This window comes from Psychrobacter sp. NPDC078409 (assembly GCF_050268505.1).
Classification (GTDB): Bacteria; Pseudomonadota; Gammaproteobacteria; order Pseudomonadales; family Moraxellaceae; genus Psychrobacter.
On record NZ_JBNNGW010000004.1, the window covers coordinates 250329 to 274845 of the forward strand.

Genomic DNA, 24517 nt, shown 5'->3' on the forward strand with positions numbered 1-24517 from the left:
ATTTAGCCCCAATTGGCTATCTACGAAGACGCCGTAGACTAAATAAACTCCCGCTCAATATTCATCACCCTTGCATCTACCGTACGCTCTAGCTTTTCCTCAATTTGACTACATTGCGACTCAACCTCACGTTTAGACAGTCCAACGATCACAAACGTCCATTCACTGGCGTCATGCCGATCACGCTCACCGCTCTCACATACTGCGACACTTGGCGCATTGCCAAAGCGAGCGTGCAAGCCGCCCATACGGTGGCGTTTTTCTTTTAGCGAGCCACATCCGGGCAATGAAAATGTCAAAATCAAAGTAGCGATATGCATTTTGTGCTCCTTGCGATAGGGGTTTACGCTTTATAATAGTAGCAAATCAGCACTGTGAGTGATGCTATCGTTGATTCAGTTTAAAAGAGATACAAGGTAACCGAATGTAGATGTAACTGTGATACTTCAAACGAGGTTAACGCTATCACTCTTTTATAGAGGATTGACTATATGGTTACCTTGCTATATTCGTATCGCTACCCTATCCACTCCCAGACCCTTTATAATAGTGTATCAATACCAACCAACCTGCGTATTTCACCCATGACCTCTATCAGCTACGTAAAGCAGCAGCGCATTACTCGACTATGCGTGCGCTGTGGATTACTCCTTATGCAGTATGGCGCTGAGTCTGCCGTGGTGGTGGACTTATCCAAACGCTTGGGGCTTGCCTTGGGAATGAATAGCGTCGAATGTTCGCTGAACTTTAACGCCATCACCCTGACGACTATCTGTGACGAGCGCTGTATCACCACTACCAGAGATACGATCAATCAGAGTATCAATGTCAATCTGTTGGTCCAAATCCAGCAAATCGTCAACAAGACCGAAGCCACTGTCGATCACAATGACTTGATTGACCGCACTACCCTTGCTTTTGATGAGTTGGATAAGACCGTATATCCAACGTGGCTAGTAAGTATATTTGTTGGTGCCTCTTGTGCGGCGTTTGCTTATCTGAATGGCGGTAGTTGGTCGATTACGGCGGTGACATTCATCGCGGGTATGGTGGCGATGTTTACTCGTATTTATTTGTCCAAGCACCACTTTAACCCTTTTATCACGGTCATTGTGACTGCTTTTATTGCCTCGCTCATTGGGGCGACGACCTATTATTTTGATATTGGTAACAATGCTGATATCGCCGTTGCCTCCAGCGTTTTACTGCTAGTGCCAAGTTTTCCTTTGATTAACTCTTTCTCAGATATCCTCAAAGGCTATGTCAATATTGGTGTTGGGCGTGCGGTCTTTACCTATATGCTCACCTTATCCGCGTGCGTCGGTATCGTGATGGCATTGGTTTTACTTCGCATACAGCATTGGGGGTTTTAAGATGTGGTTTATTGAAACCGTCATACTGTCTTGTATCATTACCCTTGGCTGGACGCTAATGTTTAGCGTACCCAAACGCTATATCTTGCCTTGTTTACTGATGACTGCATTTGGCTTTGGACTAAAGACAGCACTCGTTTATCAACACATCCATATCGTGGTTGCTAGCTTTTTTGGGGCGATGCTTGCTAGCTTTTTGGGTGTGTATTTTTCTAAGAAATATACCTTACCGCCCAAAGCGCTCATCTCACCTAGCGTCATCTGTATGATGCCCGGTATCGCTGCTTATAAGGCGATGGTCAGTATGGTGCAGATTGGTTATTTCGGCTTTTCGGATGAGTTATTTAGCCAAATGATGGTGTATTTGTTTGAAGCGCTGTTTGTAACCTCAGGATTGGTACTTGGCTTGTCTATTCCAGGGCTGTTATTTTATAGACGTCGACCTATTGTATAAATGGGTTTGAGTGGATTTAAATATCTAAATGCTAGGCTTTTCTTAACCTACCACCGTTTGTAGTCAAGCGATTCAACATACGCTAACCATAAAAAACTTGTAAGATGGATGATAAGACCCATTACAGTAGAGTCGGAAACAGCACCAATAACAACTTAATAAAGAGACCGTATTATGACCAAACATTATGACTATATCGCCATTGGCGGCGGTAGCGGCGGCATCGCGTCACTCAACCGTGCAGCCAGCTATGGCAAAAAATGCGCCATTATCGAAGCCAACCAATTGGGCGGCACTTGTGTGAATTTGGGCTGTGTTCCCAAAAAAGTAATGTGGTATGGCGCGCAAGTGGCTGAAGCCATCCATAAATATGCACCAGACTATGGTTTTGATGTCGATGTTAAAGGTTTTGACTTCCAAAAGCTGGTACAGAGCCGTCAACAATATATTGAAAACATTCACCGCGCTTATGACAATAACTTGGCCAAAAACGGCGTCGAAGTGATCAAAGGTTTTGCTAAATTTGTCGATACCAATACCGTAGAAGTAAATGGCGAGCTGATTACCGCTGATCATATCTTGATTGCCACAGGCGGTCACCCGATTCAGCCAGATATCAAAGGTGCAGAATACGGCATCGATTCTGATGGCTTCTTTGCCTTGAACCATTTGCCAAAACGCGTGGCAATTGTGGGTGCAGGCTATATCGCTGTCGAGATCGCAGGCGTGTTAAACAGTCTGGGTGCCGAAGTGCATTTGTATGTGCGCAAACACTCGCCACTACGTACGTTTGACCATACTATCGTAGAGACTTTGCTGATAGAAATGGAACAAGCTGGCATCACATTACACACCAACACGGTGATCAATGAAGTCAATAAAAATGACGATGACAGCCTTGATTTGACCACCAACGATGGCGGTGAAGACTGTATCGACACTGTCGACTGCTTGATTTGGGCGATTGGTCGTGCGCCATCGACTGATGGTATCAACCTGCAAGTGACAGGGGTTGAGACGACTGAGACTGGTAAAATTAAAGTCGATCAATTCCAAAACACCAATGTCGATGGTATTTATGCGGTTGGCGATATTATCGAGAACAGCGTAGATCTAACGCCCGTAGCGATTGCCGCTGGTCGCCGTTTATCAGAGCGTTTGTTTAATAATAAGCCAAATGAGCATTTGGACTACTCGTTGATACCGACGGTGATTTTTACCCATCCAGCTATCGGTACAATTGGCTTGTCTGAGATCGACGCGGTAGAACGCTATGGCAAAGAAAATATCAAATGTTATACCTCAAGCTTTACCGATATGTATAGCGCGGTCACTCAACATCGCCAAAAATGTACCATGAAGCTGGTATGTTTGGGCGATGACGAAAAAGTCATTGGCCTGCATGGCATTGGTTTTGGCGTCGATGAGATGATTCAAGGCTTTGCCGTTGCGATCAAAATGGGCGCGACTAAGGCTGACTTTGACAATACCGTTGCCATTCATCCAACTGGGTCAGAAGAGTTTGTGACGATGCGTTAAGCTCACTGTTTAATGTTTCTCTTAGTCTTAGCTATTATAAAAAAGGATGCCATTTGAGCGTCCTTTTTTATTGTCAGTCATGACGTAAGCATATAGCTTCGTAGGTCTAAAACTGACTCATTACTTTTATATCGCACTGATGACTACTGTATTTTTCTAATCATTATTTGCATTAAGAAATTTAAAGCAAGGCATACTGACAGCGCAATCCCGATGCTGTTATGATGCGATTAATACTGACCGTTGAGAGATGACTGTGTGGCAGGTGTACTTATTTATATTACCGATTGGGCTTGGGATAATGACCTTGGCAGCGAGCCTATTGTTTTTGTTTGCTTATCTCATGTCGGATGATAATGCCACGCGCTTGCCAGCATTTAACTGGTTCAAGCGTTTAATCATCGTGGCATTTGTGCTGCTAAGTATTGGACTATTTATGACCTTTGGACATTTTTGGGGTTGAGTTAGATAGAATACTTATTAGTGTTTTTTACTAAGCCAATTTGTTTAGCTAACGATTTTTTCGAGTTCTAATAGCTCTAAATCATTACGCTTTGGCTCGCCATTATTGCCATCGTTTGGAAACGGCATTTTATTACCATTGAACTGATAACCGCGGCGCTGATAGTAAGCCAAAAGCTCAGGACGATGACTTAAGATAGACATAGTCAGTCGGCTAGGCTGATTCAGTGACTGTAAGTGGCGATCTGCAAAGGTCTCAGCTGCATGTAGTATTACATTACCAACACCCTTCCCTTGTAGCACAGGATGTACCGCAAACATGCCGATATAGGCTTTTTTATTTGAGTCAGCATCGGTTTTGATATCGACAGCGATACAGCCAAGTATTTCACCCGTTTCTTCTCCATTACGGTCGCCTGTTGTGGTTTTCGGATAGACAAAGTAATAGTGATTAGGGTCGTTGATAACAGCAGCGAGCTCGGCTGATGTAGTCCTGATACCACCGATCAAATCGGCCTCATTGGTCCAACCTGCCGTCTCGCGATAGCAGCAATTCAACAATTGCTCAAGTGCGCCAATATCCTCTAGTGTCGCTTCACGCAAAAATATCGACTCTTTATTAAAGTGGTCTGTTTTTATATTGCTGTTATTTATATTGTTTTCGCTCATATTATAATTTTTCCTTTTTCACTTATATAAAAAAACTGACTTAGATCACTAAGCCAGCTTAAATACTAATACTTATTAGTCTATAGTACTAGCGCGATAATGCATGCGCTTGCTCAATAATATCGAGCCCTGCATTAAGCTGAGCGCGTGTCGGTGCATGACCACGGCGTAATAGCTCGGAGAAGGCAACCAACTCTTTATCACGTCCAAGCGTACTTGCCGCACTAGCTCGTGTGTCTTCGCCGTCATCATCGAAGTAGTATTCGATATAATCATGCGTATCTGGCGTACCGAGTAGGATATTGTGATCTGGTGTCTCGGCATGACCGCTATAGCGTAGGCTCTTGCCATATTGCATGGTCCAAAAGAACGGAATACGCGCCTCTAATGAATCGACACTGTTATCGTTTAGGATTGCAGCTGCCGTGACCATGCCATGCTGCAATGCTACGCGCCAATGCTCAATACGCATGCGACCCATTTGGTTGGTAGCTTTAGCAATATCACCTAGCGCGTAGACGCCATCGCGCAGCTGTAGATGCGCATCGACTTGTACACCATCTGGATCGTTAACTTCGCTCAATATCTCTGTGCGTGGAGACACGCCAGTACCCAGTATCACAATATCAGCATCAATATGATCGCCATTCGCTAGAGTGACACCGCCTACATTTGAGAAAGCCTGATTATTATCTCCATCCTTGTCCACTTGACGGTCAACCTTAGTAATTTCATCGACGGTTGCATCAAACACAAAATTGATGCCCTTCTCTTTATGTAATTTAATTAAGGCATTACTCACCGTTTCAGAGACAATATTGCCCATCACACGGCTACCTTGCCCAATCACTGTAATAGAAGCTGTCGTACCTGCTTGTGCTAATGCCGACGCGGTTTCCATACCGATAAAACCTGTACCGATGATCACCACGCGCTGATCATGACTGGCCGCTTTAATTAATTTGGCATCACTCATGCTACGTAGTGTATATACGCCATCCATCTCAGCACCTTTAATAGGTGGTAAGTTTGGTTTAGCACCAGTGGCGACGACCAAAAAATCTGCAGTTTGTCGCTCTCTGTTGCTATCATTATCCTCTATGACGACGGTCGCTTCATTGGGTAGCACTTCGCTAACCGTTTGGTTGAGGCGTAACTCAATATTATTGTTACTTGCCCAATCAGCACCGCCTAATAGCAGCTTGTCCTCGTCCATCTTGCCTGCCAAAAACGCTTTGGATAATAAAGGTCGGTTGTAAGGAGCTTTATCATCCTTACTAATCAACGTAATCTTGCCGCCATAACCACCCTGACGCAACTGGTCGGCTGTCATAAATCCTGCACCGCCCCCACCAACGATAATAGTATGAGTGTCAGTCAATTTATCACTTTCGACCTGCCCCGTTACCTGAGTTGAGGTATCAATTGTCAGATTATCACCATCATGAGTCAGTTCGTACTGGGTCAAGCCTTTAGTCGCTATCGGCTCTAATAGTGAGCCATCGCGACTATCAAAAGTTGCATGATGCCAAGGACAAACTACCCGATTACCACAGCGTAATCCATCACCCAAATCTGCGCCCGCATGTGGGCACTTACCATCGAATGCGCGGAACTCATCGTCATCGCGAGTGATTAAAATGATACTATCGTCTTCTTGCTTATATGATTTCATGCCACCGCTTGGGATATCCGCTTTGCTGATGGTGACTGTGTTGTTCGTTGCGTCGGTCATAATGCTTCCTTAACAGTTATAATGATGTCTAATGACAGCAGGTTGAAAATGACCGTAACCAACCAGACAAATTCAACTTATCCTATTATTTTTAATATGCTATGCATTGATAGTAGCAAGAGCGCCTCGCACACGATGTTTTTTTGTATGTTTGCTGCGTTGCAAAACGTAATTATGCGACTTTATTTTCCGCACTCCTTTTACTTCTAATCATTATTAATAAACAAAATAAAAGACGACCTTATGACTTCTCAAGACAACCAAAACGAAATCACTACTACTGCTCAAGATAGTTTAGATAGCCAAGCTGCTACTATAAATCCAACAGCTGTTGCTCAAAACGCCAGTGAACAAATAGCTAATCATCAGAACACTAGTGAGCAAATTGATATGGCTCATATGGATATTGCTGCTATTACAGATACTGCAAATTTGCCTCAGCCAAGCTTGCAGCCAATACAGCAAGCGACTTATAAAGCCAATACGACTGATTTTATCGTTAATGAGCTATTGCCATTAGACTTCACTGGTGAAGGTGAGCATTTATGGTTGCATATTGAAAAATCAGGCATGAATACTGCTTATCTGGCAAAACTACTGTCAGAGTGGGCAGACATTCCATTGCGTGATGTTGGCTACTCAGGGCTGAAGGATCGTCATGCGTTGACGACCCAATGGTTCAGTTTGCGTATACCAAAGAAGCAATTACCGCCTACTGAGTTTGCACCAGTGGACATCGGCGAAAATGAGACTGTCACTATCCTTGCGCAGCACTGGCACAATAAAAAGCTCAATCGCGGTACGCACCGTGCCAATCAGTTTGTTATTACTTTACGTGATATCCAGTTTTCGAGCGCTAGTGACGAAAATGGCGAAAATGACGCATCACCCGAGCAACTACTATCTGCAAAAGAGGCCGTCGAGCAGCACCTAACGCGCATTGGCAAAAACGGTGTACCCAATTATTTTGGTCCACAGCGCTTTGGTCGTCAGGGTAATAACGTTAGAGAAGCCTTATCACTGTTTGCTCGTCCGCCGCGAGAGCCTCGCCCGCAACCAAAAAAGAGCAAACGTAAGCGTGCCCCGCGCGAGCAAAATACGATGGAATTGTCTGCTGCACGTAGCTTGATATTTAATGAGATATTGGCAGCGCGAGTGCGTAATGGCAGCTGGAACACTGGCCTAGCAGGTGAAGTGTTTAATTTAGATGGTTCAGGCTCGATATTCACTAGTGAAACACTAGATGATACGTTGCATGCTCGTATTGATAGCGGTGATATTCATCCAACTGCCGTGCTATGGGGTACGGGTAACGATAAAGTCATCGGTAGCGCTGCAGATTTAGAGACCGAGGTAGTACAACATAGCCCTCTACTCATGCAACTGGCAACTGGATTAGAGCAGCGTGATATTAAGGCGCAAAGACGAGCGCTACGCCTACCGCTTGAGGCGTTAAGCTGGGAATGGTCGGACGATCAAACACTGGTGTTAAACTTTACTTTGACGACAGGTAGCTTTGCCACAAGTGTGCTCTCAAGCTTGGTACAGCAATTAGCGTCTTGATTGGATTAAATCGAAGCCACCATTTGACCAATCAATAGAATATCAGCCATACCGATAATACTTACACAGTCTTAGTGGCATGGCTGATCGTTAATAAATTAATGGCTAGCGGCTTTTGTAAAGCGATTGCTTACCGCCTTCTTTGTCGGCCCACATCTCATTTGCACTGACAACTTGATTACGACCACGGTGTTTGGCTTCATATAAGGCCTTATCCGCAGTACTAATCAGACGCTGACAGATATCACTAGGTAGCTTTTGCATTGAGGTAATTTGGCTTTCCGCGCGCTGAGTAGCAATTGGCTTGATAAGAGGTGACGTTCGAGCGACGGTCTTTTGCTGCGTAATCTTTTCATACCCTTGGACAATACAAGTTCGTTCTTCATGAGTTAAGGTATATAGCCCAAAGCTTGCTGTCACATTAAAATCAGCCAAACCTTCAACCTTCATGACATGCTCAGAGATATTCAGTCGTAATTGCTCAGCTATCACCATAGCACTATCATGCTTCGTGTCTGGTAATACAATTAAAAACTCTTCACCGCCGTAGCGACTGATGATTGTCTTATCCGTTAACGACTGCGATAGTGTCTGTGAGATTTCAATTAGAACTTGATCACCTACATCGTGACCATAGTTATCGTTAATCTGTTTGAACCAATCCAAATCTAACAGCATGACGCTTAAATCTTGATATTCTCGCACAGTAGCCAAAGCATACTTCATCTTTTTCAAACCGTAGCGACGATTTTTAAGCTGAGTAAGCTCGTCCTGATTGGCATGTCGTAAGGTTTCTCTCCTACTGTCATCTAATGACACTAACAAAATACGAAACATATAAATGATAAAAATAGCTTTTGGTAGCGACATATAAATATGGGTAGAGCGCCACAAAAGGTTGGAAGATTGACGCAGGTGATTAAGACCCTCCCAGGTCAACGCCTCATTTTTGATGATAGTCATATCACTGTGAGTCATATAACTATGAATATTAGGAGGAAGCGTGGTGGCTGTAAGTTGGCGTAGATTGGGTATCGTAATACCAAAATAAGGAAGCAGCGATACTGCTAAGATCGCAATAATTTGTCCTATAAATGCTCGCCAAACGTAATTCCGGTTAATGAGCATCATTCCTAGCATAGCACCACCTACTAGTGATACACCCGTTACCAAACTACTATGCCCTAGTATGGCGACAATAAAAGTAATATAGACACTATAAATAGTGATGAGTAAAGCTTGCCATATGTGTAGATTGCTACTGACGCTTCTAACTGGCGAAAAACGACTGGACATCCATAGCAAGAAAACACCAACTATAGACACGCTAATCCATACTGGATAGAGCAGGTTGATATCAACGTAAGCGCCATAAGTATCGCGGCGATACCATACAAATAAGCACCATAACCAATGTGAAAAAACCTCCATCAGCATAAATGCTGTTAGTAGAGCTGTCCTATCAGCAGCATCCCACTCAAAAACAGCCTTAGAAAGCTCTCTGTGGCCTAGATAGAACTTATATACAGCCATAATGCACTACCGCAGATAGTCAAATTTATAGAGTTAAAAAATAGCGAGCCGTGAGCCACGATTAAGGTCTATTCAGTGTGGCAATTTATACCTGAATTATCAATCTGTTTTACGCATTTATTTCCCAATAATTTCTCTATGAATGTAATTATGTTTACGTACCTATTTTTGGCCTTATTGATAACGATAAATCAAGCCCTATCGCTATTGGAAACAACCTTATTAGAAGTAACTGTAACAAGGTAAATCTCACTCACTAAGCAAGCGTTGCAAAAGACTCCCAAACCCCTTGCTGATCATCATTTAAAATAGGGACATCGCCCAAACGTCGCCAAGGCATGTTACTACCGTGAAAATCACTACCGATAGATGCCGCAAGACCATGCTCAGCAATGCTACGGTCGACCATTCTGCGGGTACTAATTGGCTCACTAGTGGCTGGTAGTTCACAAGCATCTCCGCCAAGCTGCGCAAACTCTGCAATCAGTTTACGCACGCGTGTCGCTGATAGTTGATATCGCGTGGGATGTGCGAGCACCGCTTTGCCGCCGCAAGCATGAATCAGCTCGATACCATGCTGCATCGTCAACGCCTCGATTGCTACATAGGCAGGCTTATTATCTGCTAGGTACTTATCAAAGGCTTTTTGAACGGTTTTGACTTCACCGCGCTCAAACAATACCTGTCCAATATGGGCGCGCCCGACTGCTTGTGGGTTACCGCCTGCTTTATCGAGCACTGCTTGCCATAGCTCATCATAATTAATATCTAATAATTCACTCAATTTTTCGGCGATACGTTGACCACGAGTGGCTCGACTGTCTTGCAGTTGCTGCAACGTTGCATGCATTTTTTCGCGATCAGTAAAATCCAGTCCAAGTACGTGAATAATTTTATTGGTGGATTTATTCTTTCCGTAACCACCGCTTAATGTATGTTCACAGCTGATTTCAACGCCATTAATAATTTGCATATCGCAGGCACTGGCAGCGACCCTTGCCTCGTCAATCCCTGCTAGCGTGTCATGGTCAGTCAATGCCAATACGTTGATGCCCGCTGAATGAGCACGTTGTATGACCTCGGTCGGTGCATAAGTACCATCTGAACAAGTACTGTGGCAATGTAAGTCGATTTTCATAAGCTGAGCCTTAAAATGTTAAATAAAATAGAAGTAGAATAAAAGCTAGTGAGCAGATAATCATTATTACGATTATGTGCGTTGTAGTTTGTCTTGATGATTCTGTAGATTTAGCAGTTATCGGTGCTGTATTTGTGTTTATATTTGGCCAGTGGCATAGTCATCAGGCGCAATAAGAAAGTATTACTCTGTAGGTCGCGTATATCGCATGATTATCGTGTTGATTGCTTTTTTTTGGTGCGGTAGACGTGTAAACTACCCCATACGTTTTTGTTGGACATACCCTTTGCTATGAAAGCATTATTAGACTTTATTCCCTTAATTGCCTTTTTTATCGCGGCGCGTTATAACGGTATTTTAGCAGCGGCAGGGGCCTTGCTCGTCGCCACTATTATCGTTTACGCCATTCATTTTATTCGTCAAAAAGGTAAGTTTGATAAGCAGCAATGGGTTGTCTTATTATTAACGATTTTATTCTGCGGCGGCACATTACTGCTGCGTGATGATATTTATCTGCGTTGGAAATCGCCCATTATCAATGGTATTTTTGCGTTGACGCTATTCGTCAGTGCCGCTATTAATAAGCCATTGATGCAGCTTGCTATGAAAGAGGTATTTACCCTGACGCTTAGCGGCTGGAAAAAGCTGACCGTTGCTTGGGCGTTGTTTTTTGCCCTAATGGCTGTACTACATTATATCACAGCGTTCACAATGTCAGATGAAGCATGGATCAACTTTAAGACCTATGGTTGGATTCCGATTATGCTGGTGTTTGTCGTGGCTCAGTTTGCTGTACTAAAAAAGCATCTCAACCCTGCGCTGACGGACAAAGCCACTAAATAGTTTCTGTTGCCTTGTCATAGTAGAAATAACAATTTTATTGCTATGATGTTTATACTAAGCTCATATAAGCTCATTATTACTTTTTTATTATTCACTAAGGAAGTCTCATGTCTTTATTTGCCATCATTGGTCATGACGTGGCTAATAGCAGTGCACAACGTCTGATTACTCGTACTGAACATATTGAACGCCTAAAAGTATTGCATCAACAGGGCCATCTTGTTATCGCAGGTCCAACGCCTATCGAGCATGGTAAAAGTGATATGTCAGGTAGCTTAATCATTGCAGATTTTGACTCTATCGAAGCGGCTCAAGCATGGGCAAACGATGAGCCTTATTTACGTGATGGCGTTTATAGTCATGTCGATATCAAACCATTTGTTCAAGCATTGCCAGCGCCAACTGACAGTAATAATCAAGTAGCTGCATCGTGATCCAGAGAGTCTCTTTTTCACCTACCTGTTGCTACAAAAGTGCCCTGATTGGTCTCATGTTAGTGACAGCCGTTTCGGCGCAAGCTGCACCTGCTGCGCCCATAACACCTGCTGTCGATGCACCCGATCCGACAGCAGTGCTGCCGTTGACTGGGTCAGTAGCGGCGCGCGCTTTGCCAACGAAAAACTCAGCGCTAGATATCAATGATACCTTGGCGGCACAGTTGCAACCATCTACTAAAGCATTGTCAGCTGCCAATCAAGAGCTGCTCAGCCGTAATGCACAACTACAGCGTCAAGTGAACGATTTACAGACTCAAGTAAATGTCTTGGTTTACGAAAGTAAAGGACAGTTGTTTCTATACGGTGCGTTTACCGTTTTGATCAGTCTATTAGTCGGTATTTTTGTCTCGTGGTTGGTATTTGTCCGTCGTGAGCGTTGGTAATATATGCTGTGATCGCACTGACTTGCATTACTCTACTTCGCTGCATCTAACCAATGTCGATATCATTGATCCGTCACAATTGATCGTTGAGCTACCGTTACTGAGATTTCTAAGAAGTGCCTCATGTCTACCGCTAATCATCAAAACCCTGAACATTTAAACGTTATCACGCCTGCCAAGATTGACTGGCAAACGGATGATACTGGCAATATGGTGCCAGTATCAGGTGAGTTTGGGGATGTGTACTTTTCTCATGCGGATGGTTTGGCAGAGACACGTCACGTTTTTCTAGAGCACAATCAGTTACCAGAGCGTTTGGCACACCTTGCACCAAAACAATGCTTTACGATTGCTGAGCTAGGCTTTGGAACTGGGCTTAATCTACTAGCAACGTGGCAATTGTGGCGCCAACTGCGTGAAACCAATCCGCAACTAGCAACGGCTCGTCTGCACTTTATTACTACTGAAAAGTTCCCTATACTGCTAGCAGATTTGACCCAGATACTTGCGTTATGGGGTCAGCGCGCGCCTGAGCTAATAGCATTTATTGAGCCACTTTTGGCTGCATATCCGCCCCTGATTTCAGGCTGTCATCGTTTAAGTTTTTCTTATGATAACTTAACTGTCGATATGTGGCTTGGTGATGCAGCAGAAAGTCTAAGCAAACTGGCATTAGACCACTTTAACCAGTATACGCCTTGTATTGATGCTTGGTTTTTAGATGGTTTTGCGCCCTCCTGCAACAGTACGTTGTGGGCTGACAGTATCTTTGCACAAATGCAGCGCCTATCATGCCCTCATACGACTGCCGCTACTTATAGCTGTGCAGGTATCGTCAAGCGTGGGCTACAACAACATGGCTTTCAAATTAAAAAAGTCAGAGGTTTTGGTCGGAAGCGAGAAATGCTAACGGCCATCATGACCAATGTAGAAAATGGTGATACTGATAGTGTTAATGAAGGTCGCGATGCAAAGCAGGAAACGACTTACAGCACATTCGATAATACTGTCGTCATTGGTGCAGGCGTCTCAGGGTTGCTCACAGCTTGGTCGCTTGCCAATCGCGGTATCAACGTCATTTTATTAGATAAATCAGCACCCTTGGCAGGTGCATCAGGCAATCCTAGAGCGTTACTTGCGCCCAAAATGACACCGATTCACCATGTTGACGAGCATCTGCATACCATAGGCTACCTCCATAGCAGCAGGCTATATCGAGACCTTAATCAAACAGCCACACAGCTTAATACAGCACCGGTACTTGAACTGACTGGCGCCCTTGATTTGCTTATAAAAGCCAATATCGGTACAGAACAAATTGCCGACTATCCTGATGAGATGGCAACCACTCTATCGCACGAACAAGCACAGATTACTAGTGGCTTGAAAGAGCAAGACTTAACAGAGAACTTATACTTACCGCAGTCTGGTCTGGTCAATCCACAAGCATTAAAAAACATCATACTGACTCATCCACTCATTCGCTTTCAACAGTTAGAAGTGACTAAAATCAACGAGACTGAGCAGCAAGTTCGTATCGAAGGTATCAATGGAAACCGTAACACTGTCACTATGACTGCTGATAATGTTGTCATTTGCGCGGCTTTTGAAAGTCATCAATTGGATCGGCGTGTTTTTGATTGCCGTAAAATTCGTGGGCAGCTGTCTTGGTTTATCCCCTCGACCGAGCAACTAACAAAGCTACCTAAAATACCGCTTAAATATAGTGGTTACTGTGCGCGGTTCAACGCACAAACTGGAGATGACGAGTTAAATACTGTCGTCGCTGACGAGCCCTATTTATTGCTTGGTGCGAGTTTTATCCGCAATGACACAAGTACTGACATACGTCCTGAAGAGCATCATATTAGCCGAGACAAGCTCATCACTGCTATACCTGAAATGGCATCTATTATTCCGGCAGATACGAGTCTATGGCAAGGGCGTGCAGGTATTCGCACCCAAACGCCTGATTACCACCCTATCGTTGGACAATTGGCAAACAGTCAGCGAATATGGACAATGAGTGCGATGGGCGCAAAGGGTTATGCATTGGCACCTATTTGCGCTGAAGCATTAGCAGATATGATGCTAGGGTCATTTGCACCACTGTCAGAGGCAATGCTCGCACGCCTATCACCCAATCGTACACGTTTACGGACGCCGCTTGTTTAAGAATAAATGGCTCTTGTGTAAATAACAGCAACGATTTCCATAGTTCATACTGTCTTATAATATCTTAATTTGATGTCGACTCTAATAATGAGATATACCCCATGAGCTATTATCAAACCACCCTTACTCTACCCGCCTATGCGCGTGGCATTCATATCATTACTCCGAAGGTTGAAGAAGCTATTTCGCAGCTGTTACCTCACTCTGCCAAGGTAGGGTTGGTCCATCTGTTTTTGCTGCATACTTCAGCCAGTCTTGCGATCAATGAAAATGCTGATCCAGATGTCAGATTAGATACAGAGGATTGGCTTAATAAAATCGCACCAGAAGATCAGCCAGAGTATCGCCATACTTTAGAAGGCTCAGACGACTTGCCCGCGCATCTCAAAAGCATGATGTTTGGGGTAAGCTTGACTATACCGCTTGTCGATGGTCAGTTAGGTCTAGGCATGTGGCAAGGTATTTACTTATGTGAGCATAGAGACCTGCCAGAATATGGCGGACAGCGTAAGCTGGTGATTACGGTAAATACGTAATAATATACTGTCAATAAATAGCAGGTTGACCCTTGCCAATTGCCCCATTTACGTAGAGCGCTATTAACGGATAAAGCTGATTATGAATACTTCTCTCTCAAAAGTACTAAACTTACGAAAATCTAAACTGCTTTATCGTAAGGCTCCTGCTATTTTCTTCAGTCTTTTGCTACTTACTGCTTGTCAAAAAGATCCAGAACCTGAAGCAACTGATACAACTACAGCTGAGACCTCAACGCAAACCACGCCAGTAACGACCAATATCAACGTTGATGCAGCCGAAGGTAGCAACTCAGATGATGCTCAAAATGTAGCGCAGACTGATTCAGAACGTGATATGAGCTTAACAGAGTTAGATAAAGCTCTTGGTGATACTACGTCCACGGCAAATGATAGCGCTGAAAAACCTAACCCAGAACAAGCTATCAAAGGCGCACAAATCACTGATGTCCGTTATAAAAGTGCAGCAGGTGAGAGTTTATCTGTTGTCTTTGAGACCTCAGCAGCTGGTATGCTTAACGCTATCATTACTCTTCCCAATCAACCAAAAATGACCTTAAGTGCACCAGAAGGCCAAGGCAATAATCCTACCTATCAATCAGCTGACGGTAGTATCCAACTCGTCAGTCATGCTGGTGGCGGCACTATCGACCTTATCCGAAACAATAAAGTCACTAGCTTTGATGCCGTCAGTGCTGAAGCAGAAGTCATCACTGAATAAAGTCTGAGGCGGCCTTTGTTTCAATGCCCTATTTAAAATCATAAAAAAGGCGGCAAACGTTATTATCGTTGCCGCTTTTTTCGTTTCTGTGTATTACTATGTACTGAATTGTCTCTACTGAGCTGTCTGACAAGTGATTTTATTCAACCAAATCCAGTCGATTGCCCAAACATACCGACCAACCAGCTTATCACTGTCCACAATCCCCAACCGACAAATACAATGACTAGCAGTCCAAGAAAGTCAGGGATGTGCAGATATAACCAAGCAACGATTGGATTGCGCCAAAAAAACCCAAAGCGGCTTTGCTGTTGCTTGTCTTCTAATGATTGGTGCAAAAACGGCCGATCCATATGCATGGTTTCGGTAATACCATACTCATGATGTAGATGCTCGTGCACGATACCCAGTGTCTTACGGCTAGGACGAATAAAAATATCTAATAGCGTACCAATCCCAGGTACGATACCAACGACCATATCAATAAGTGCCAATCTAACCGCTGGCGTCATTTTATGAGCGGGCACACCTAACTGACGTCCTAATATAAATGCATAACTGGTCAATGCCAATCCTGCCAAGTCTCCTGCTAGTGGAATGGTCGAAAGCGCCGCATCCGCACCCATTCCTTGCTTGGTAAAAGGCACTCGTACTAGTGAATCCATGGTATTGGCAAACTTCGCCAACTTACGCTCAGTTGCGATAACTTGTTCGCGCGTCAGACAATGCTCCGCAAGTTTAGCTTGATATTCTACGACTGACGCATTCGTATCAGACGGTTTCTTTGATTTGAACCTCGGCAATTTATCGAACTTATCCATTTAGCGTCGTCCATATGCAAGTAACTGCGATGAGCGCAAAGACATAGCGCCCTACCCAGATATTGGCCAAGAACGCCTGAAAGCAAGCCAAAGGATTGCGGCTGGCACAAGCGCTGTTTTGTTTGGCAAACATCATCGCAACAAGCGCCAATCCAAATACCGGGGTTACGCCTAATGTGGTCGGGGCAAAGTAATGCCACATAACTACGCCCATCATTAGCAAAAATAGCATCTGTAATATTGAGATGATAATCACATCATAACGACCGAATAGTATCGCCGTTGATTTCACGCCAATCTTTAAATCATCTTCACGGTCAGCCATGGCGTACTGGGTATCATAGGCCACTGTCCAGCACATATAAGCTAAGAATAGCAGCCAACACCAAATATCAGGAGCGCCCTGCACCGCCACATAAGACATCGGTATCGCCCACCCAAAAGCAGCTGCTAAAAATACTTGCGGCAGGTGGGTATAGCGTTTCATAAATGGATAAATAAACGCCAATACCACGGCACCAAGCGACCAATAGAACACAGCTATGGGCAGGAAAAATAGCAGACTGGCACTTAACAGCACCAGTACTAAAAATGCAGTGACAGCTTCTTTGCTAGATAGACGTCCATCTGCTAATGGGCGACCTTTAGTTCGAGTCACATGACCATCTACTTTACGATCCGCAAAGTCATTAATCGCACAACCAGCCGCTCGCATAAATATTGCACCAAGGGCAAATATCGCGAACACCTTGATACTTGGTAACGCTGCCGTTATTCCTTGCTGCTGCGCTTGACCCATTGCAGCGAATAGTACGCCCCATAATGTTGGCCATAAGAGCAGCTCAATGCCGACTGGCTTATCAAAACGGGTTAGCTGGATGTAGGCTTGTAGCTTGTCTTTAAATGTCATGGCTTTTTATTATCATTGTTTGAATAATTTTTATGCGCGCTTATCTATTTCGCTCAGAACCACTAAATTAATTTTTGAAGGGGCTAGTTACTGAGTTTTAATAGACTAATTACTAAGTTTAATGGTCTGGCTACTGAATTTGTTGCCATAATTTATTCGCTTCGATCAGTGATAGCTCAGGATACTGCTTGCGTAATGCTTTTAACGCTGTGACTTTGTCTTTTTTTGCTGCTTGTTGACGTAAAAATACCAGCTGCTCTTGTGGATTGCTCAGCTCTTTTAACCGTGCCTCAAGCCGAAGAATGCGAGTACGCAGCATGATATTAATCAACAATAGAATTGCACCCATAACCCAAATGATTAACGCTGACATTCCTTGCTCCTAAATCCATTAATTCTGCACATATAAGCTGATTAATCGCGTACATTTATACTCGTACATTCATTATCGCAAACAGCAGCTGTCAGACAAAATACCCATCAAAGCGTACGGCTTCATTATGCCAGCTTTCACTAGCTGGCTCATCGGCAAGCAGCGGTGCAAACTGTGGACGCTTTACGACCACGCGACCTTGGCTTTGGCTATTTTGTTTGACAACGGCCTGCGCCCTACTTAGCAGTTGTCGCTCTTCATCTGAAGTTGGTGGACGAGCCAATTGATGCAATGCTTGCATATGCTTACCGACTTTTGCCCCTTTACCTGTCTTGCTATCTTGATAGCTATCCTCTGGAAACATCGGATCCAAATAGACGACATCGATTGCCGTAGCATCGTCTATTGCGGTGCCTGCTTCTAAATTCGCAAAATAACTGAGCGCATCAGTATTGATAATCTGTAGACGGCTCATGAGCTTTTGCCAATTGAGTAGCGCACTCATACGCTGCTCCTCTGCAAGTAACAGCAATGCCATCAACGGCTGCTGCTCAAGCATAGTGACTTGGGCACCAGTACTGGCCAATATTAAACTATCATGCCCAAAGCCAGCAGTTGCATCAATAACATGACTATCTGATGTAATTTTGGCCGCTTGTAATAGCAGCTCAGACTTACGGCCGGCACTCACTACACGGCGCTGCAACTTGTCCCACTCAGGTGCCACACTAAGCCCATCACTTAGCCATGATAGCTTATCTTTATCATCTAATAATAAAATAGGCTGAGTAGATGCTTGGCTCAATTGCTGACGGCGCTTTTGAGTTAATTTCTCTGTAGCGACCTCTATATCTAAGATAATTGGTAATGTATGCTCAGCTATCAATGACTGTAGGCTCTCAATCTGTGCTTGCTGGCTGTCATTGACGTAGAATAACTGACAATGTACAACAGCACCTGTCTCGTCATACGTTTGGGGCACATCGGTCATAACCATCATCCTATTTGCTGCTTATTTTCACTATAAATTACTGGCGTGTTAAATCATAACGCAAATCTAGCCAGCCATTTGATAACCAAAGCCCCAAGCGGCGACCAGCACGATAACACCTGTAATGATGCGCAACCAAGCAAAAATAGTAAAGTCGCGGCGACTTACCCATGCCACAAGTAAACGGATACAAAGTAGCGCCACTACAAATGATACGATGGTTCCGATACCTAGCACCAGCCAGTCTTCACTGCTCGTCAGTACGTCACCATGTTTGATCAAATCTAATAATGCCGCGCCTACAATGACAGGAATACCCAAAAAGAAAGAAAACTCAGCAGAAGCCTTACGTGAGACACCTAACCACAGCGCACCAATAATAGTGGCACCTGAGCGTGATGTCCCTGGTATTAGAGCTAAACATTGAAACAGACCAATCATCAATGCAGTTTTTATGCTGACATCTTCCGCTTCTTCTGCAATGACCGTTTTAGGACGCTTTTCCACGTAAAATATCAGCAGACCGCCGATGATGAGCATAATGGCAACGACGATAGGATTGAACAGATAAGCTTTGATTTCATCAGCAAAGGTAAAACCAACAATCATCACAGGGATGGTAGAGACAATCAGACTCAGTCCAAGCTGTCTAGGATTGGTCATACCCTCTGCTTTGCCAGTCAGCAAACCCATCAACGCTTGCCACAATCGACCCCAATAGTCATAAATCACTGCCAAAATAGCGCCAAGCTGTACAACCACAACAAATAAATCAACTTTTTCTTTAGTCCAGAAACCCATCACATCTGCTGATAAGATCAAATATCCCGTACTAGAGATGGGTAAAAATTCAGTGATACCTTCAACGATACCCATGATGACAGCTTGAACGAATAAAACTATATCCACAGTGACTTTCCTAGAAACAGACTGGCCTAAAAAACTGGCCTAAAAACAGACCGATTGGCTGTCCTATATTAACGTTGATTTTATATTGGTATGCGCTTGCTAAACACTAAAAAGCTGGCTGCAAAAAACATATTTATAAAGCTATGCTTTACCTTGCTCTTTAAGTGTTTTCCAAGCTTGGTTGCGTAGATATTTTGGCAATGCCTGCGATGCTTCCGTACCACCATCGTTTGCAAACTGAACAATACCAAGCTGCCCAATGACAGCAGCATCTGGCCAAACATCTTCATGGCAGTCTTGCTGATCATGTCGTGCCAACAGCGTTGCGCCATTACCCGCAATAGGCAGGTTGAGCTCTGTTTGGCTATCATAATCTAATAGCTGCTCTGTACTATCAGTACCATCAGCCAATACTGGCTGCATAATGCTATGACCTAATTTGTCATCAGTTACCAACTCATACTGCCCAAAGTAGACTTGCTGCATACGAGCATCAAGGGCGCTGTATAGATGTGTCAGCCCATACTTCTGATACGCGCATTGTGCGATTGCTTGCAGGCTTGAGACGCCAACACAAGGCAAATCATGCGCTACAGACAGAGCCTGTACCACTGCCGTATTGATGCGGATACCACTAAACGCACCCGGCCCGCGATTGAATATCAAAGCCTGTATATCAGCAAGACGTAACTGCGCCTCGGATAATGCAGCATCAATCATGGGTAAAATCTGCTGAGTCTGCTGACGCTTTCCTGTTTCGGTATGGCTCGATAGTACCTGTCCGCTCGAATCTAAAATCGCGATCGAACACTGGTCGAACACGGTATCCATTGCTAAAAACATCACAACCTCGGCTTTTACTTTTGGCGTTCTAAATTGATTTGTCAGATTTTACTAATTTTTCATCACGATCTATCGTTCATGCACTATAAGAATACTGACAGAATGGAGCAGCGCCTATCATAGCATTTAGGGTACACGAATTTTATTAATTTCTATATTTTTCACACTTTATCCATCAGTGTTTATCTACAACTGATGACGATAAAAAGCCCCAAAGCTTCATTGGCTTCGGGGCTTTGATCAAACTTCTTAAAAATAACTAATCGTTATCTAAAAGCGGGTTTTGAACTTCTTTGGTGCTTGGTTTTGCATTTCTTGCATTTGCTTTTGCATCTCTTCGGTGCTCGGCATGTTATTTGGATCCAGTCCCATCTGCTTGGCCATTTGTTCTGGATTCACGTCTTTAGCGCCACCTTGCTGATCGCCACCGCCAAACAATGGACCGCCGCCGCCAGCACTACCGCCACCCATGAGCCCTTGCATAGACTTCATCATTTTACTGATGCCTTCAGGCTTTGAGATCATTTTCATCATTTTTGCCATTTGCTTGTGCTGCTTGAGCAAACGGTTAACGTCTTGAATCTCACGTCCTGAACCTGCAGCGATACGGCGCTTACGACTTGGGTTAATCTTGTCAGGATTTTTACGCTCAAATGGTGTCATTGAATTGATCAACGCTTCCATTTCGCGTACTTTTTCTTCTGGTTTAGCATCTTCGACGGCTTTTTGCATGTCTGAGCCGCCCATACCAGGCATCTTATCCAAGAAACCTGCCATACCGCCCATACTCTTCATCTGCTGGAACTGAGTCAATAGATCCTCAAGGTCGAAGTCACCGCCCTTTTGCATCTTTTTCGCCATTTTTTCGGCTTTATCACGGTCAATCTTTTGCTCAACTTCTTCGACCAGACTCAGTACGTCACCCATACCAAGGATACGCTGCGCAATACGTTCAGGGTGGAATAGCTCTAGCTCGTCTAGTTTTTCACCGCGGCCCAAGAACTTAATTGGCTTACCAGTAATAGCACGTACAGAAAGCGCCGCACCGCCGCGAGCATCACCGTCAGTTTTGGTTAAGATAACACCTGTCAATGGCAACGCATCATTAAAGGCTTTTGCGGTATTGGCCGCATCTTGACCCGTCATGGCATCGACGACGAATAGCGTCTCAGATGGATTAACTGCTGCAGTTAGCGCCTTAATCTCATCCATCATGGTATCGTCGATATGTAGACGACCAGCGGTATCAATGATCAGGATATCTTGATATTGGATTTTGGCTTCTTCAATCGCACGCTTTGCGATATCAATTGGATTCTCATCTATGCTTGATTTCACAAACTTAGCATTCACCTGACCGGCTACTTGCTCAAGCTGTTTGATAGCCGCTGGACGATAAACGTCAGCAGAGACTAGCATGACTTTTTTCTTTTGGCGCTCTTGTAGATATTTGGCCAACTTACCAGCTGTAGTCGTTTTACCCGCACCTTGCAAACCTGCTAGCAAATAGACAACAGGCGGTTTACCTGTCATCTCTAACTGCTGATTTGCACTGCCCATCATTTCGGTCAGCTCGTCGTGTACGATTTTGACAAAAGCTTGACCTGGCGCCAACTCTTTTAGCACCTCAGCACCAAGCGCTTGTTCTTTTACGCGTTTTACAAAATCACGAGTGACAGGTAGTGCTACATCGGCTTCTAACAACGCCATACGCACTTCACGTAATGTGTCTTTGATATTGTCTTCGGTCAACTGTCCGGTACCGACGATGTTACGTAGACTCGACGACAGGCGTTCTGTTAAGGTATCAAACATAAATAACTCTCAATTAAAATGGTTTTCAATTAAATAATACGCAATTAAAATAACTCTAAATCAAACCATTAAAATGGTTCGTAAATAATATTAGGATACGCTATAAGATATTAGGATATTGCATGACAAGGGACATGATAAAAGAATTATATTATCAATACTATAGCATTAACATGGCTCAAAACTTATAGTCGTTTCGCAAAAGACACAGCGCTTATAATTGTAGTTAACTTTTTATAGATAACATACTTTATGTTTTGCGCTATGCAGCACTGCCGATCATTTATAAGTTATAAGCAAGATGGTGCTCAATTGGCACCCATTTTATGATAAATTGGACGATTATTCTAATCATTCTGATAATACCACTTTAGCGACACATTGAGCGGCAGTTTATGCTCAGTATAAGATGAGGCTTTTTATCTGTGCACTTTGCATTCTTACTTGCTAGCATGGCTTATATCTTAGTCAGCATCCATATTGGTTGGGCGCTGGTTCAGGACAAACCTATCCACAAAAGCCTCAGTTTGGGCTTGTTGCTCATCGGTATGGCTGCACATGCGGTACTGCTATATCCATACGTTGTGACGCTGTATGGTTTAAATTTCAACTTGTTCAATATAATCAGTCTGACCAGTTTATTTTTCTTATTCTTTTATCTGTTGTTCTGTTTATATCGCCCTATTCTTAGCCTTGGTATTTTGGCTGCGCCTACTGCACTAATAGGTATGACCGTCGGCTATGTTGGCCGCGCACCCTATCAACCGCTTACTGACGTCAGTGTCGGTCTTGAAACTCATATCCTATTATCATTAGCGGCCTATTGTGTGCTGTTGATGGCAGCAGTACAAGCGCTATTTCTACGTCTACAAATACGTGAGCTCAAGCATCATACCATTCATCGATTTTGGGTCAATAAGCTACCCTCCCTGCAAAGTATGGAGAGTTTATTATTCGATATGCTCTTGGTTGGCTTTGTATTGCTCAGTATCGCACTGGGAATTGGGTTTATCTATGTGCAAGACTTAATGGCGCAACATATCGTGCATAAGACTGTTTTTAGTCTGCTGTCATGGTTATTATTTGGTGTGCTACTATTCGGTAACTGGCGTGCAGGCTGGCGAGGCAAACGTGCGGCCAACATCACTATTTATGCCTTTATCCTATTAGCGATTGGCTTTGTTGGTAGCAAGTTCGTCTTAGAAATGCTCCTATAAAATATCACATCATAAAAAGGCGGTCAGCAACAATAGTTACTGACCGCCTTTTTTATATTTTTAGCCGACTCACTACTCATTTTTCTTAGTTAAATACCACTGTCTTATTACCCGCCACAATCACACGGTTTTGCACATGCCAGTTTACAGCACGTGCTAATACGTTGCGTTCGATATCACGGCCGATAGCACGCAATTCTGTCACCCCTTGGCGATGCGTCACACGGTGTACATCTTGCTCGATGATAGGCCCTTGATCAAGCTCAGCTGTGACATAATGCGCAGTTGCGCCGATAAGCTTAACGCCTTTGTCATAAGCTTGACGATAAGGATCTGCGCCCACAAACGCAGGCAAGAATGAATGATGGATATTGATAATCTGCATCGGCCAACGTTTGACAAAATCTGATGACAATATCTGCATATAGCGCGCCAATACTAGTAAGTCGTTACCTGCCATTAACTTATGAATCTGCTCTTCTGCCTCTGCCTTATTGTCTTTGGTCACTGGCACATGATGAAAGGTAATGCCAAAATTTTGTACTGCTTGCTTTAAATCAGGATGGTTGCTGACCACGCAAGTAATCTCGCAATCGAGCAGTCCACGCTGATGTCGCCATAATAAATCTAACAACGCATGATCAAACTTAGATACCAAAATACCGACTTTGGTCTTCGTTGCATTATTATGTAGACGCCAATCCATATCGTGACGCTTAGCAACCGTATGCGCAAAGCTGGCTTCAAAATTCTCGATAATATCGCTCAAACCTGCCAAAGCAAACTCTAAACGCATAAAATATTGCCCGCCTTCATGCGCCGTTGAATACTGATCGAGCGTAATAATATTAGCGCCATAACGATGAATAAATTCAGAGACTGCTTGTACGATACCAGCCTGATCTTTGCATTTGATGAGCAGCGTGGCTGTATCGATAGCGCTAGGTGTCTGTTTGCTCTGAGAAGCTATGGTCGATATTGAAACCGTTTTAGTGTTGTCTGACATAATTCGCCCAA

Annotated in this window: 25 protein-coding genes; 12 read left to right on the plus strand and 13 right to left on the minus strand. The window is 43.8% G+C overall.

Features of this window, described 5'->3' with window-relative positions; translation table 11 throughout:
- Positions 1 to 38: 38 nt before the first annotated feature.
- Positions 39 to 320 carry a DUF503 domain-containing protein gene (locus ACQKC9_RS09820; protein ID WP_427621633.1) on the minus strand — a complete coding sequence of 94 codons (282 nt, stop codon included), beginning with the start codon at positions 318 to 320 and terminating at the stop codon, positions 39 to 41.
- A 264-nt stretch (positions 321 to 584) separates the two neighbouring features.
- Between ACQKC9_RS09820 and ACQKC9_RS09825 the strand changes: the two genes are divergently transcribed.
- The 4 genes from ACQKC9_RS09825 (at position 585) to ACQKC9_RS09840 (ending at position 3829) form a co-directional block, all read left to right on the plus strand.
- Positions 585 to 1373 (plus strand): threonine/serine ThrE exporter family protein, encoded by a 789-nt coding sequence (locus ACQKC9_RS09825; RefSeq protein ID WP_427621815.1) that lies wholly within the window; start codon positions 585 to 587, stop codon positions 1371 to 1373.
- A gap of 1 nt (position 1374) precedes the next feature.
- Positions 1375 to 1827, plus strand: a complete 453-nt coding sequence (locus ACQKC9_RS09830) for a threonine/serine exporter family protein (protein ID WP_057761340.1) — start codon at positions 1375 to 1377, stop codon at positions 1825 to 1827.
- 174 nt (positions 1828 to 2001) lie between these two features.
- Positions 2002 to 3366 carry a glutathione-disulfide reductase gene (gene gorA / locus ACQKC9_RS09835; RefSeq protein WP_427621634.1) on the plus strand — a complete coding sequence of 455 codons (1365 nt, stop codon included), beginning with the start codon at positions 2002 to 2004 and terminating at the stop codon, positions 3364 to 3366.
- Between the two features lie 301 nt (positions 3367 to 3667).
- Complete coding sequence (locus ACQKC9_RS09840; RefSeq protein ID WP_227670814.1) at positions 3668 to 3829, plus strand: hypothetical protein; 162 nt, start codon at positions 3668 to 3670, stop codon at positions 3827 to 3829.
- Between the two features lie 44 nt (positions 3830 to 3873).
- On the opposite strand, the gene ACQKC9_RS09845 is transcribed toward ACQKC9_RS09840, so the two are convergent.
- Both ACQKC9_RS09845 and ACQKC9_RS09850 read right to left on the minus strand, forming a co-directional pair.
- Positions 3874 to 4497, minus strand: coding sequence for a GNAT family N-acetyltransferase (locus ACQKC9_RS09845; protein WP_427621635.1), 624 nt, complete (start codon positions 4495 to 4497; stop codon positions 3874 to 3876).
- 88 nt (positions 4498 to 4585) lie between these two features.
- The gene (locus tag ACQKC9_RS09850) at positions 4586 to 6232 is read right to left on the minus strand and encodes an FAD-dependent oxidoreductase (protein WP_427621636.1); all 1647 of its coding nucleotides are present in this window, start codon (positions 6230 to 6232) and stop codon (positions 4586 to 4588) included.
- 390 nt (positions 6233 to 6622) lie between these two features.
- Here ACQKC9_RS09850 and truD point away from each other — a divergent pair, with 390 nt between their 5' ends.
- A complete protein-coding gene (truD, locus tag ACQKC9_RS09855; RefSeq protein ID WP_427621816.1) occupies positions 6623 to 7795 on the plus strand; it encodes a tRNA pseudouridine(13) synthase TruD in 1173 nt (390 codons plus the stop codon).
- Positions 7796 to 7900: 105 nt separating this feature from the next.
- Here the strand turns inward: truD and ACQKC9_RS09860 are convergent, their stop codons facing one another.
- Both ACQKC9_RS09860 and ACQKC9_RS09865 read right to left on the minus strand, forming a co-directional pair.
- Positions 7901 to 9328: a diguanylate cyclase gene (locus ACQKC9_RS09860; RefSeq protein WP_427621637.1), complete on the minus strand. Its 1428-nt coding sequence runs from the start codon at positions 9326 to 9328 to the stop codon at positions 7901 to 7903.
- 256 nt (positions 9329 to 9584) lie between these two features.
- Positions 9585 to 10466 carry a PHP domain-containing protein gene (locus tag ACQKC9_RS09865; protein ID WP_427621639.1) on the minus strand — a complete coding sequence of 294 codons (882 nt, stop codon included), beginning with the start codon at positions 10464 to 10466 and terminating at the stop codon, positions 9585 to 9587.
- Between the two features lie 291 nt (positions 10467 to 10757).
- Here ACQKC9_RS09865 and ispZ point away from each other — a divergent pair, with 291 nt between their 5' ends.
- The 6 genes from ispZ (at position 10758) to ACQKC9_RS09895 (ending at position 15621) form a co-directional block, all read left to right on the plus strand.
- On the plus strand, positions 10758 to 11309 hold the full coding sequence (gene ispZ, locus ACQKC9_RS09870; protein ID WP_101205812.1) for a septation protein IspZ: 552 nt from the start codon (positions 10758 to 10760) through the stop codon (positions 11307 to 11309).
- 107 nt (positions 11310 to 11416) lie between these two features.
- The gene (locus tag ACQKC9_RS09875; protein WP_427621640.1) at positions 11417 to 11743 is read left to right on the plus strand and encodes a YciI family protein; all 327 of its coding nucleotides are present in this window, start codon (positions 11417 to 11419) and stop codon (positions 11741 to 11743) included.
- Between the two features lie 56 nt (positions 11744 to 11799).
- A complete protein-coding gene (locus ACQKC9_RS09880; RefSeq protein ID WP_427621641.1) occupies positions 11800 to 12189 on the plus strand; it encodes a hypothetical protein in 390 nt (129 codons plus the stop codon).
- A 123-nt stretch (positions 12190 to 12312) separates the two neighbouring features.
- Entirely contained in the window at positions 12313 to 14364 is a 2052-nt protein-coding gene (gene mnmC / locus ACQKC9_RS09885; protein ID WP_427621642.1) for an FAD-dependent 5-carboxymethylaminomethyl-2-thiouridine(34) oxidoreductase MnmC, read from the plus strand.
- A 101-nt stretch (positions 14365 to 14465) separates the two neighbouring features.
- Entirely contained in the window at positions 14466 to 14900 is a 435-nt protein-coding gene (locus ACQKC9_RS09890) for a secondary thiamine-phosphate synthase enzyme YjbQ (RefSeq protein WP_427621644.1), read from the plus strand.
- Between the two features lie 82 nt (positions 14901 to 14982).
- Positions 14983 to 15621, plus strand: coding sequence for a hypothetical protein (locus ACQKC9_RS09895; protein WP_427621645.1), 639 nt, complete (start codon positions 14983 to 14985; stop codon positions 15619 to 15621).
- 143 nt (positions 15622 to 15764) lie between these two features.
- Here the strand turns inward: ACQKC9_RS09895 and ACQKC9_RS09900 are convergent, their stop codons facing one another.
- From ACQKC9_RS09900 to ffh, 7 genes are all read right to left on the minus strand, one after another.
- A complete protein-coding gene (locus ACQKC9_RS09900; RefSeq protein WP_427621646.1) occupies positions 15765 to 16442 on the minus strand; it encodes a DUF4112 domain-containing protein in 678 nt (225 codons plus the stop codon).
- Complete coding sequence (gene ubiA, locus ACQKC9_RS09905) at positions 16435 to 17352, minus strand: 4-hydroxybenzoate octaprenyltransferase (RefSeq protein WP_427621648.1); 918 nt, start codon at positions 17350 to 17352, stop codon at positions 16435 to 16437. Before ubiA ends, ACQKC9_RS09900 begins: the two co-directional genes overlap by 8 nt.
- 130 nt (positions 17353 to 17482) lie before the next feature.
- On the minus strand, positions 17483 to 17725 hold the full coding sequence (locus tag ACQKC9_RS09910) for a hypothetical protein (protein ID WP_347162935.1): 243 nt from the start codon (positions 17723 to 17725) through the stop codon (positions 17483 to 17485).
- Between the two features lie 91 nt (positions 17726 to 17816).
- The gene (locus ACQKC9_RS09915) at positions 17817 to 18716 is read right to left on the minus strand and encodes a class I SAM-dependent methyltransferase (RefSeq protein WP_427621649.1); all 900 of its coding nucleotides are present in this window, start codon (positions 18714 to 18716) and stop codon (positions 17817 to 17819) included.
- 66 nt (positions 18717 to 18782) lie between these two features.
- Positions 18783 to 19625, minus strand: coding sequence for an undecaprenyl-diphosphate phosphatase (locus tag ACQKC9_RS09920; protein ID WP_427621650.1), 843 nt, complete (start codon positions 19623 to 19625; stop codon positions 18783 to 18785).
- A gap of 141 nt (positions 19626 to 19766) precedes the next feature.
- A complete protein-coding gene (gene tsaB, locus ACQKC9_RS09925; protein ID WP_427621818.1) occupies positions 19767 to 20468 on the minus strand; it encodes a tRNA (adenosine(37)-N6)-threonylcarbamoyltransferase complex dimerization subunit type 1 TsaB in 702 nt (233 codons plus the stop codon).
- A 270-nt stretch (positions 20469 to 20738) separates the two neighbouring features.
- Positions 20739 to 22283, minus strand: a complete 1545-nt coding sequence (gene ffh, locus ACQKC9_RS09930; protein WP_427621651.1) for a signal recognition particle protein — start codon at positions 22281 to 22283, stop codon at positions 20739 to 20741.
- Between the two features lie 452 nt (positions 22284 to 22735).
- On the opposite strand from ffh, the gene ACQKC9_RS09935 reads away from it, so the two are divergent.
- The gene (locus tag ACQKC9_RS09935) at positions 22736 to 23500 is read left to right on the plus strand and encodes a cytochrome C assembly family protein (protein ID WP_427621819.1); all 765 of its coding nucleotides are present in this window, start codon (positions 22736 to 22738) and stop codon (positions 23498 to 23500) included.
- An 85-nt stretch (positions 23501 to 23585) separates the two neighbouring features.
- Here the strand turns inward: ACQKC9_RS09935 and purU are convergent, their stop codons facing one another.
- Positions 23586 to 24506, minus strand: a complete 921-nt coding sequence (gene purU, locus ACQKC9_RS09940; protein ID WP_290176376.1) for a formyltetrahydrofolate deformylase — start codon at positions 24504 to 24506, stop codon at positions 23586 to 23588.
- Between the last annotated feature and the right edge of the window lie 11 nt (positions 24507 to 24517).

Bases quoted from the DNA above. Each gene is read 5' to 3' on its own strand.
- ACQKC9_RS09820 (WP_427621633.1), bottom strand. From the start codon at position 320: ATGCATATCGCTACTTTGATTTTGACATTTTCATTGCCCGGATGTGGC.
- ACQKC9_RS09825 (WP_427621815.1), top strand. From the start codon at position 585: ATGACCTCTATCAGCTACGTAAAGCAGCAGCGCATTACTCGACTATGC.
- ACQKC9_RS09830 (WP_057761340.1), top strand. From the start codon at position 1,375: ATGTGGTTTATTGAAACCGTCATACTGTCTTGTATCATTACCCTTGGC.
- gorA (WP_427621634.1), top strand. From the start codon at position 2,002: ATGACCAAACATTATGACTATATCGCCATTGGCGGCGGTAGCGGCGGC.
- ACQKC9_RS09840 (WP_227670814.1), top strand. From the start codon at position 3,668: ATGACCTTGGCAGCGAGCCTATTGTTTTTGTTTGCTTATCTCATGTCG.
- ACQKC9_RS09845 (WP_427621635.1), bottom strand. From the start codon at position 4,497: ATGAGCGAAAACAATATAAATAACAGCAATATAAAAACAGACCACTTT.
- ACQKC9_RS09850 (WP_427621636.1), bottom strand. From the start codon at position 6,232: ATGACCGACGCAACGAACAACACAGTCACCATCAGCAAAGCGGATATC.
- truD (WP_427621816.1), top strand. From the start codon at position 6,623: ATGGCTCATATGGATATTGCTGCTATTACAGATACTGCAAATTTGCCT.
- ACQKC9_RS09860 (WP_427621637.1), bottom strand. From the start codon at position 9,328: ATGGCTGTATATAAGTTCTATCTAGGCCACAGAGAGCTTTCTAAGGCT.
- ACQKC9_RS09865 (WP_427621639.1), bottom strand. From the start codon at position 10,466: ATGAAAATCGACTTACATTGCCACAGTACTTGTTCAGATGGTACTTAT.
- ispZ (WP_101205812.1), top strand. From the start codon at position 10,758: ATGAAAGCATTATTAGACTTTATTCCCTTAATTGCCTTTTTTATCGCG.
- ACQKC9_RS09875 (WP_427621640.1), top strand. From the start codon at position 11,417: ATGTCTTTATTTGCCATCATTGGTCATGACGTGGCTAATAGCAGTGCA.
- ACQKC9_RS09880 (WP_427621641.1), top strand. From the start codon at position 11,800: ATGTTAGTGACAGCCGTTTCGGCGCAAGCTGCACCTGCTGCGCCCATA.
- mnmC (WP_427621642.1), top strand. From the start codon at position 12,313: ATGTCTACCGCTAATCATCAAAACCCTGAACATTTAAACGTTATCACG.
- ACQKC9_RS09890 (WP_427621644.1), top strand. From the start codon at position 14,466: ATGAGCTATTATCAAACCACCCTTACTCTACCCGCCTATGCGCGTGGC.
- ACQKC9_RS09895 (WP_427621645.1), top strand. From the start codon at position 14,983: ATGAATACTTCTCTCTCAAAAGTACTAAACTTACGAAAATCTAAACTG.
- ACQKC9_RS09900 (WP_427621646.1), bottom strand. From the start codon at position 16,442: ATGGATAAGTTCGATAAATTGCCGAGGTTCAAATCAAAGAAACCGTCT.
- ubiA (WP_427621648.1), bottom strand. From the start codon at position 17,352: ATGACATTTAAAGACAAGCTACAAGCCTACATCCAGCTAACCCGTTTT.
- ACQKC9_RS09910 (WP_347162935.1), bottom strand. From the start codon at position 17,725: ATGTCAGCGTTAATCATTTGGGTTATGGGTGCAATTCTATTGTTGATT.
- ACQKC9_RS09915 (WP_427621649.1), bottom strand. From the start codon at position 18,716: ATGACCGATGTGCCCCAAACGTATGACGAGACAGGTGCTGTTGTACAT.
- tsaB (WP_427621818.1), bottom strand. From the start codon at position 20,468: ATGTTTTTAGCAATGGATACCGTGTTCGACCAGTGTTCGATCGCGATT.
- ffh (WP_427621651.1), bottom strand. From the start codon at position 22,283: ATGTTTGATACCTTAACAGAACGCCTGTCGTCGAGTCTACGTAACATC.
- ACQKC9_RS09935 (WP_427621819.1), top strand. From the start codon at position 22,736: ATGGCTTATATCTTAGTCAGCATCCATATTGGTTGGGCGCTGGTTCAG.
- purU (WP_290176376.1), bottom strand. From the start codon at position 24,506: ATGTCAGACAACACTAAAACGGTTTCAATATCGACCATAGCTTCTCAG.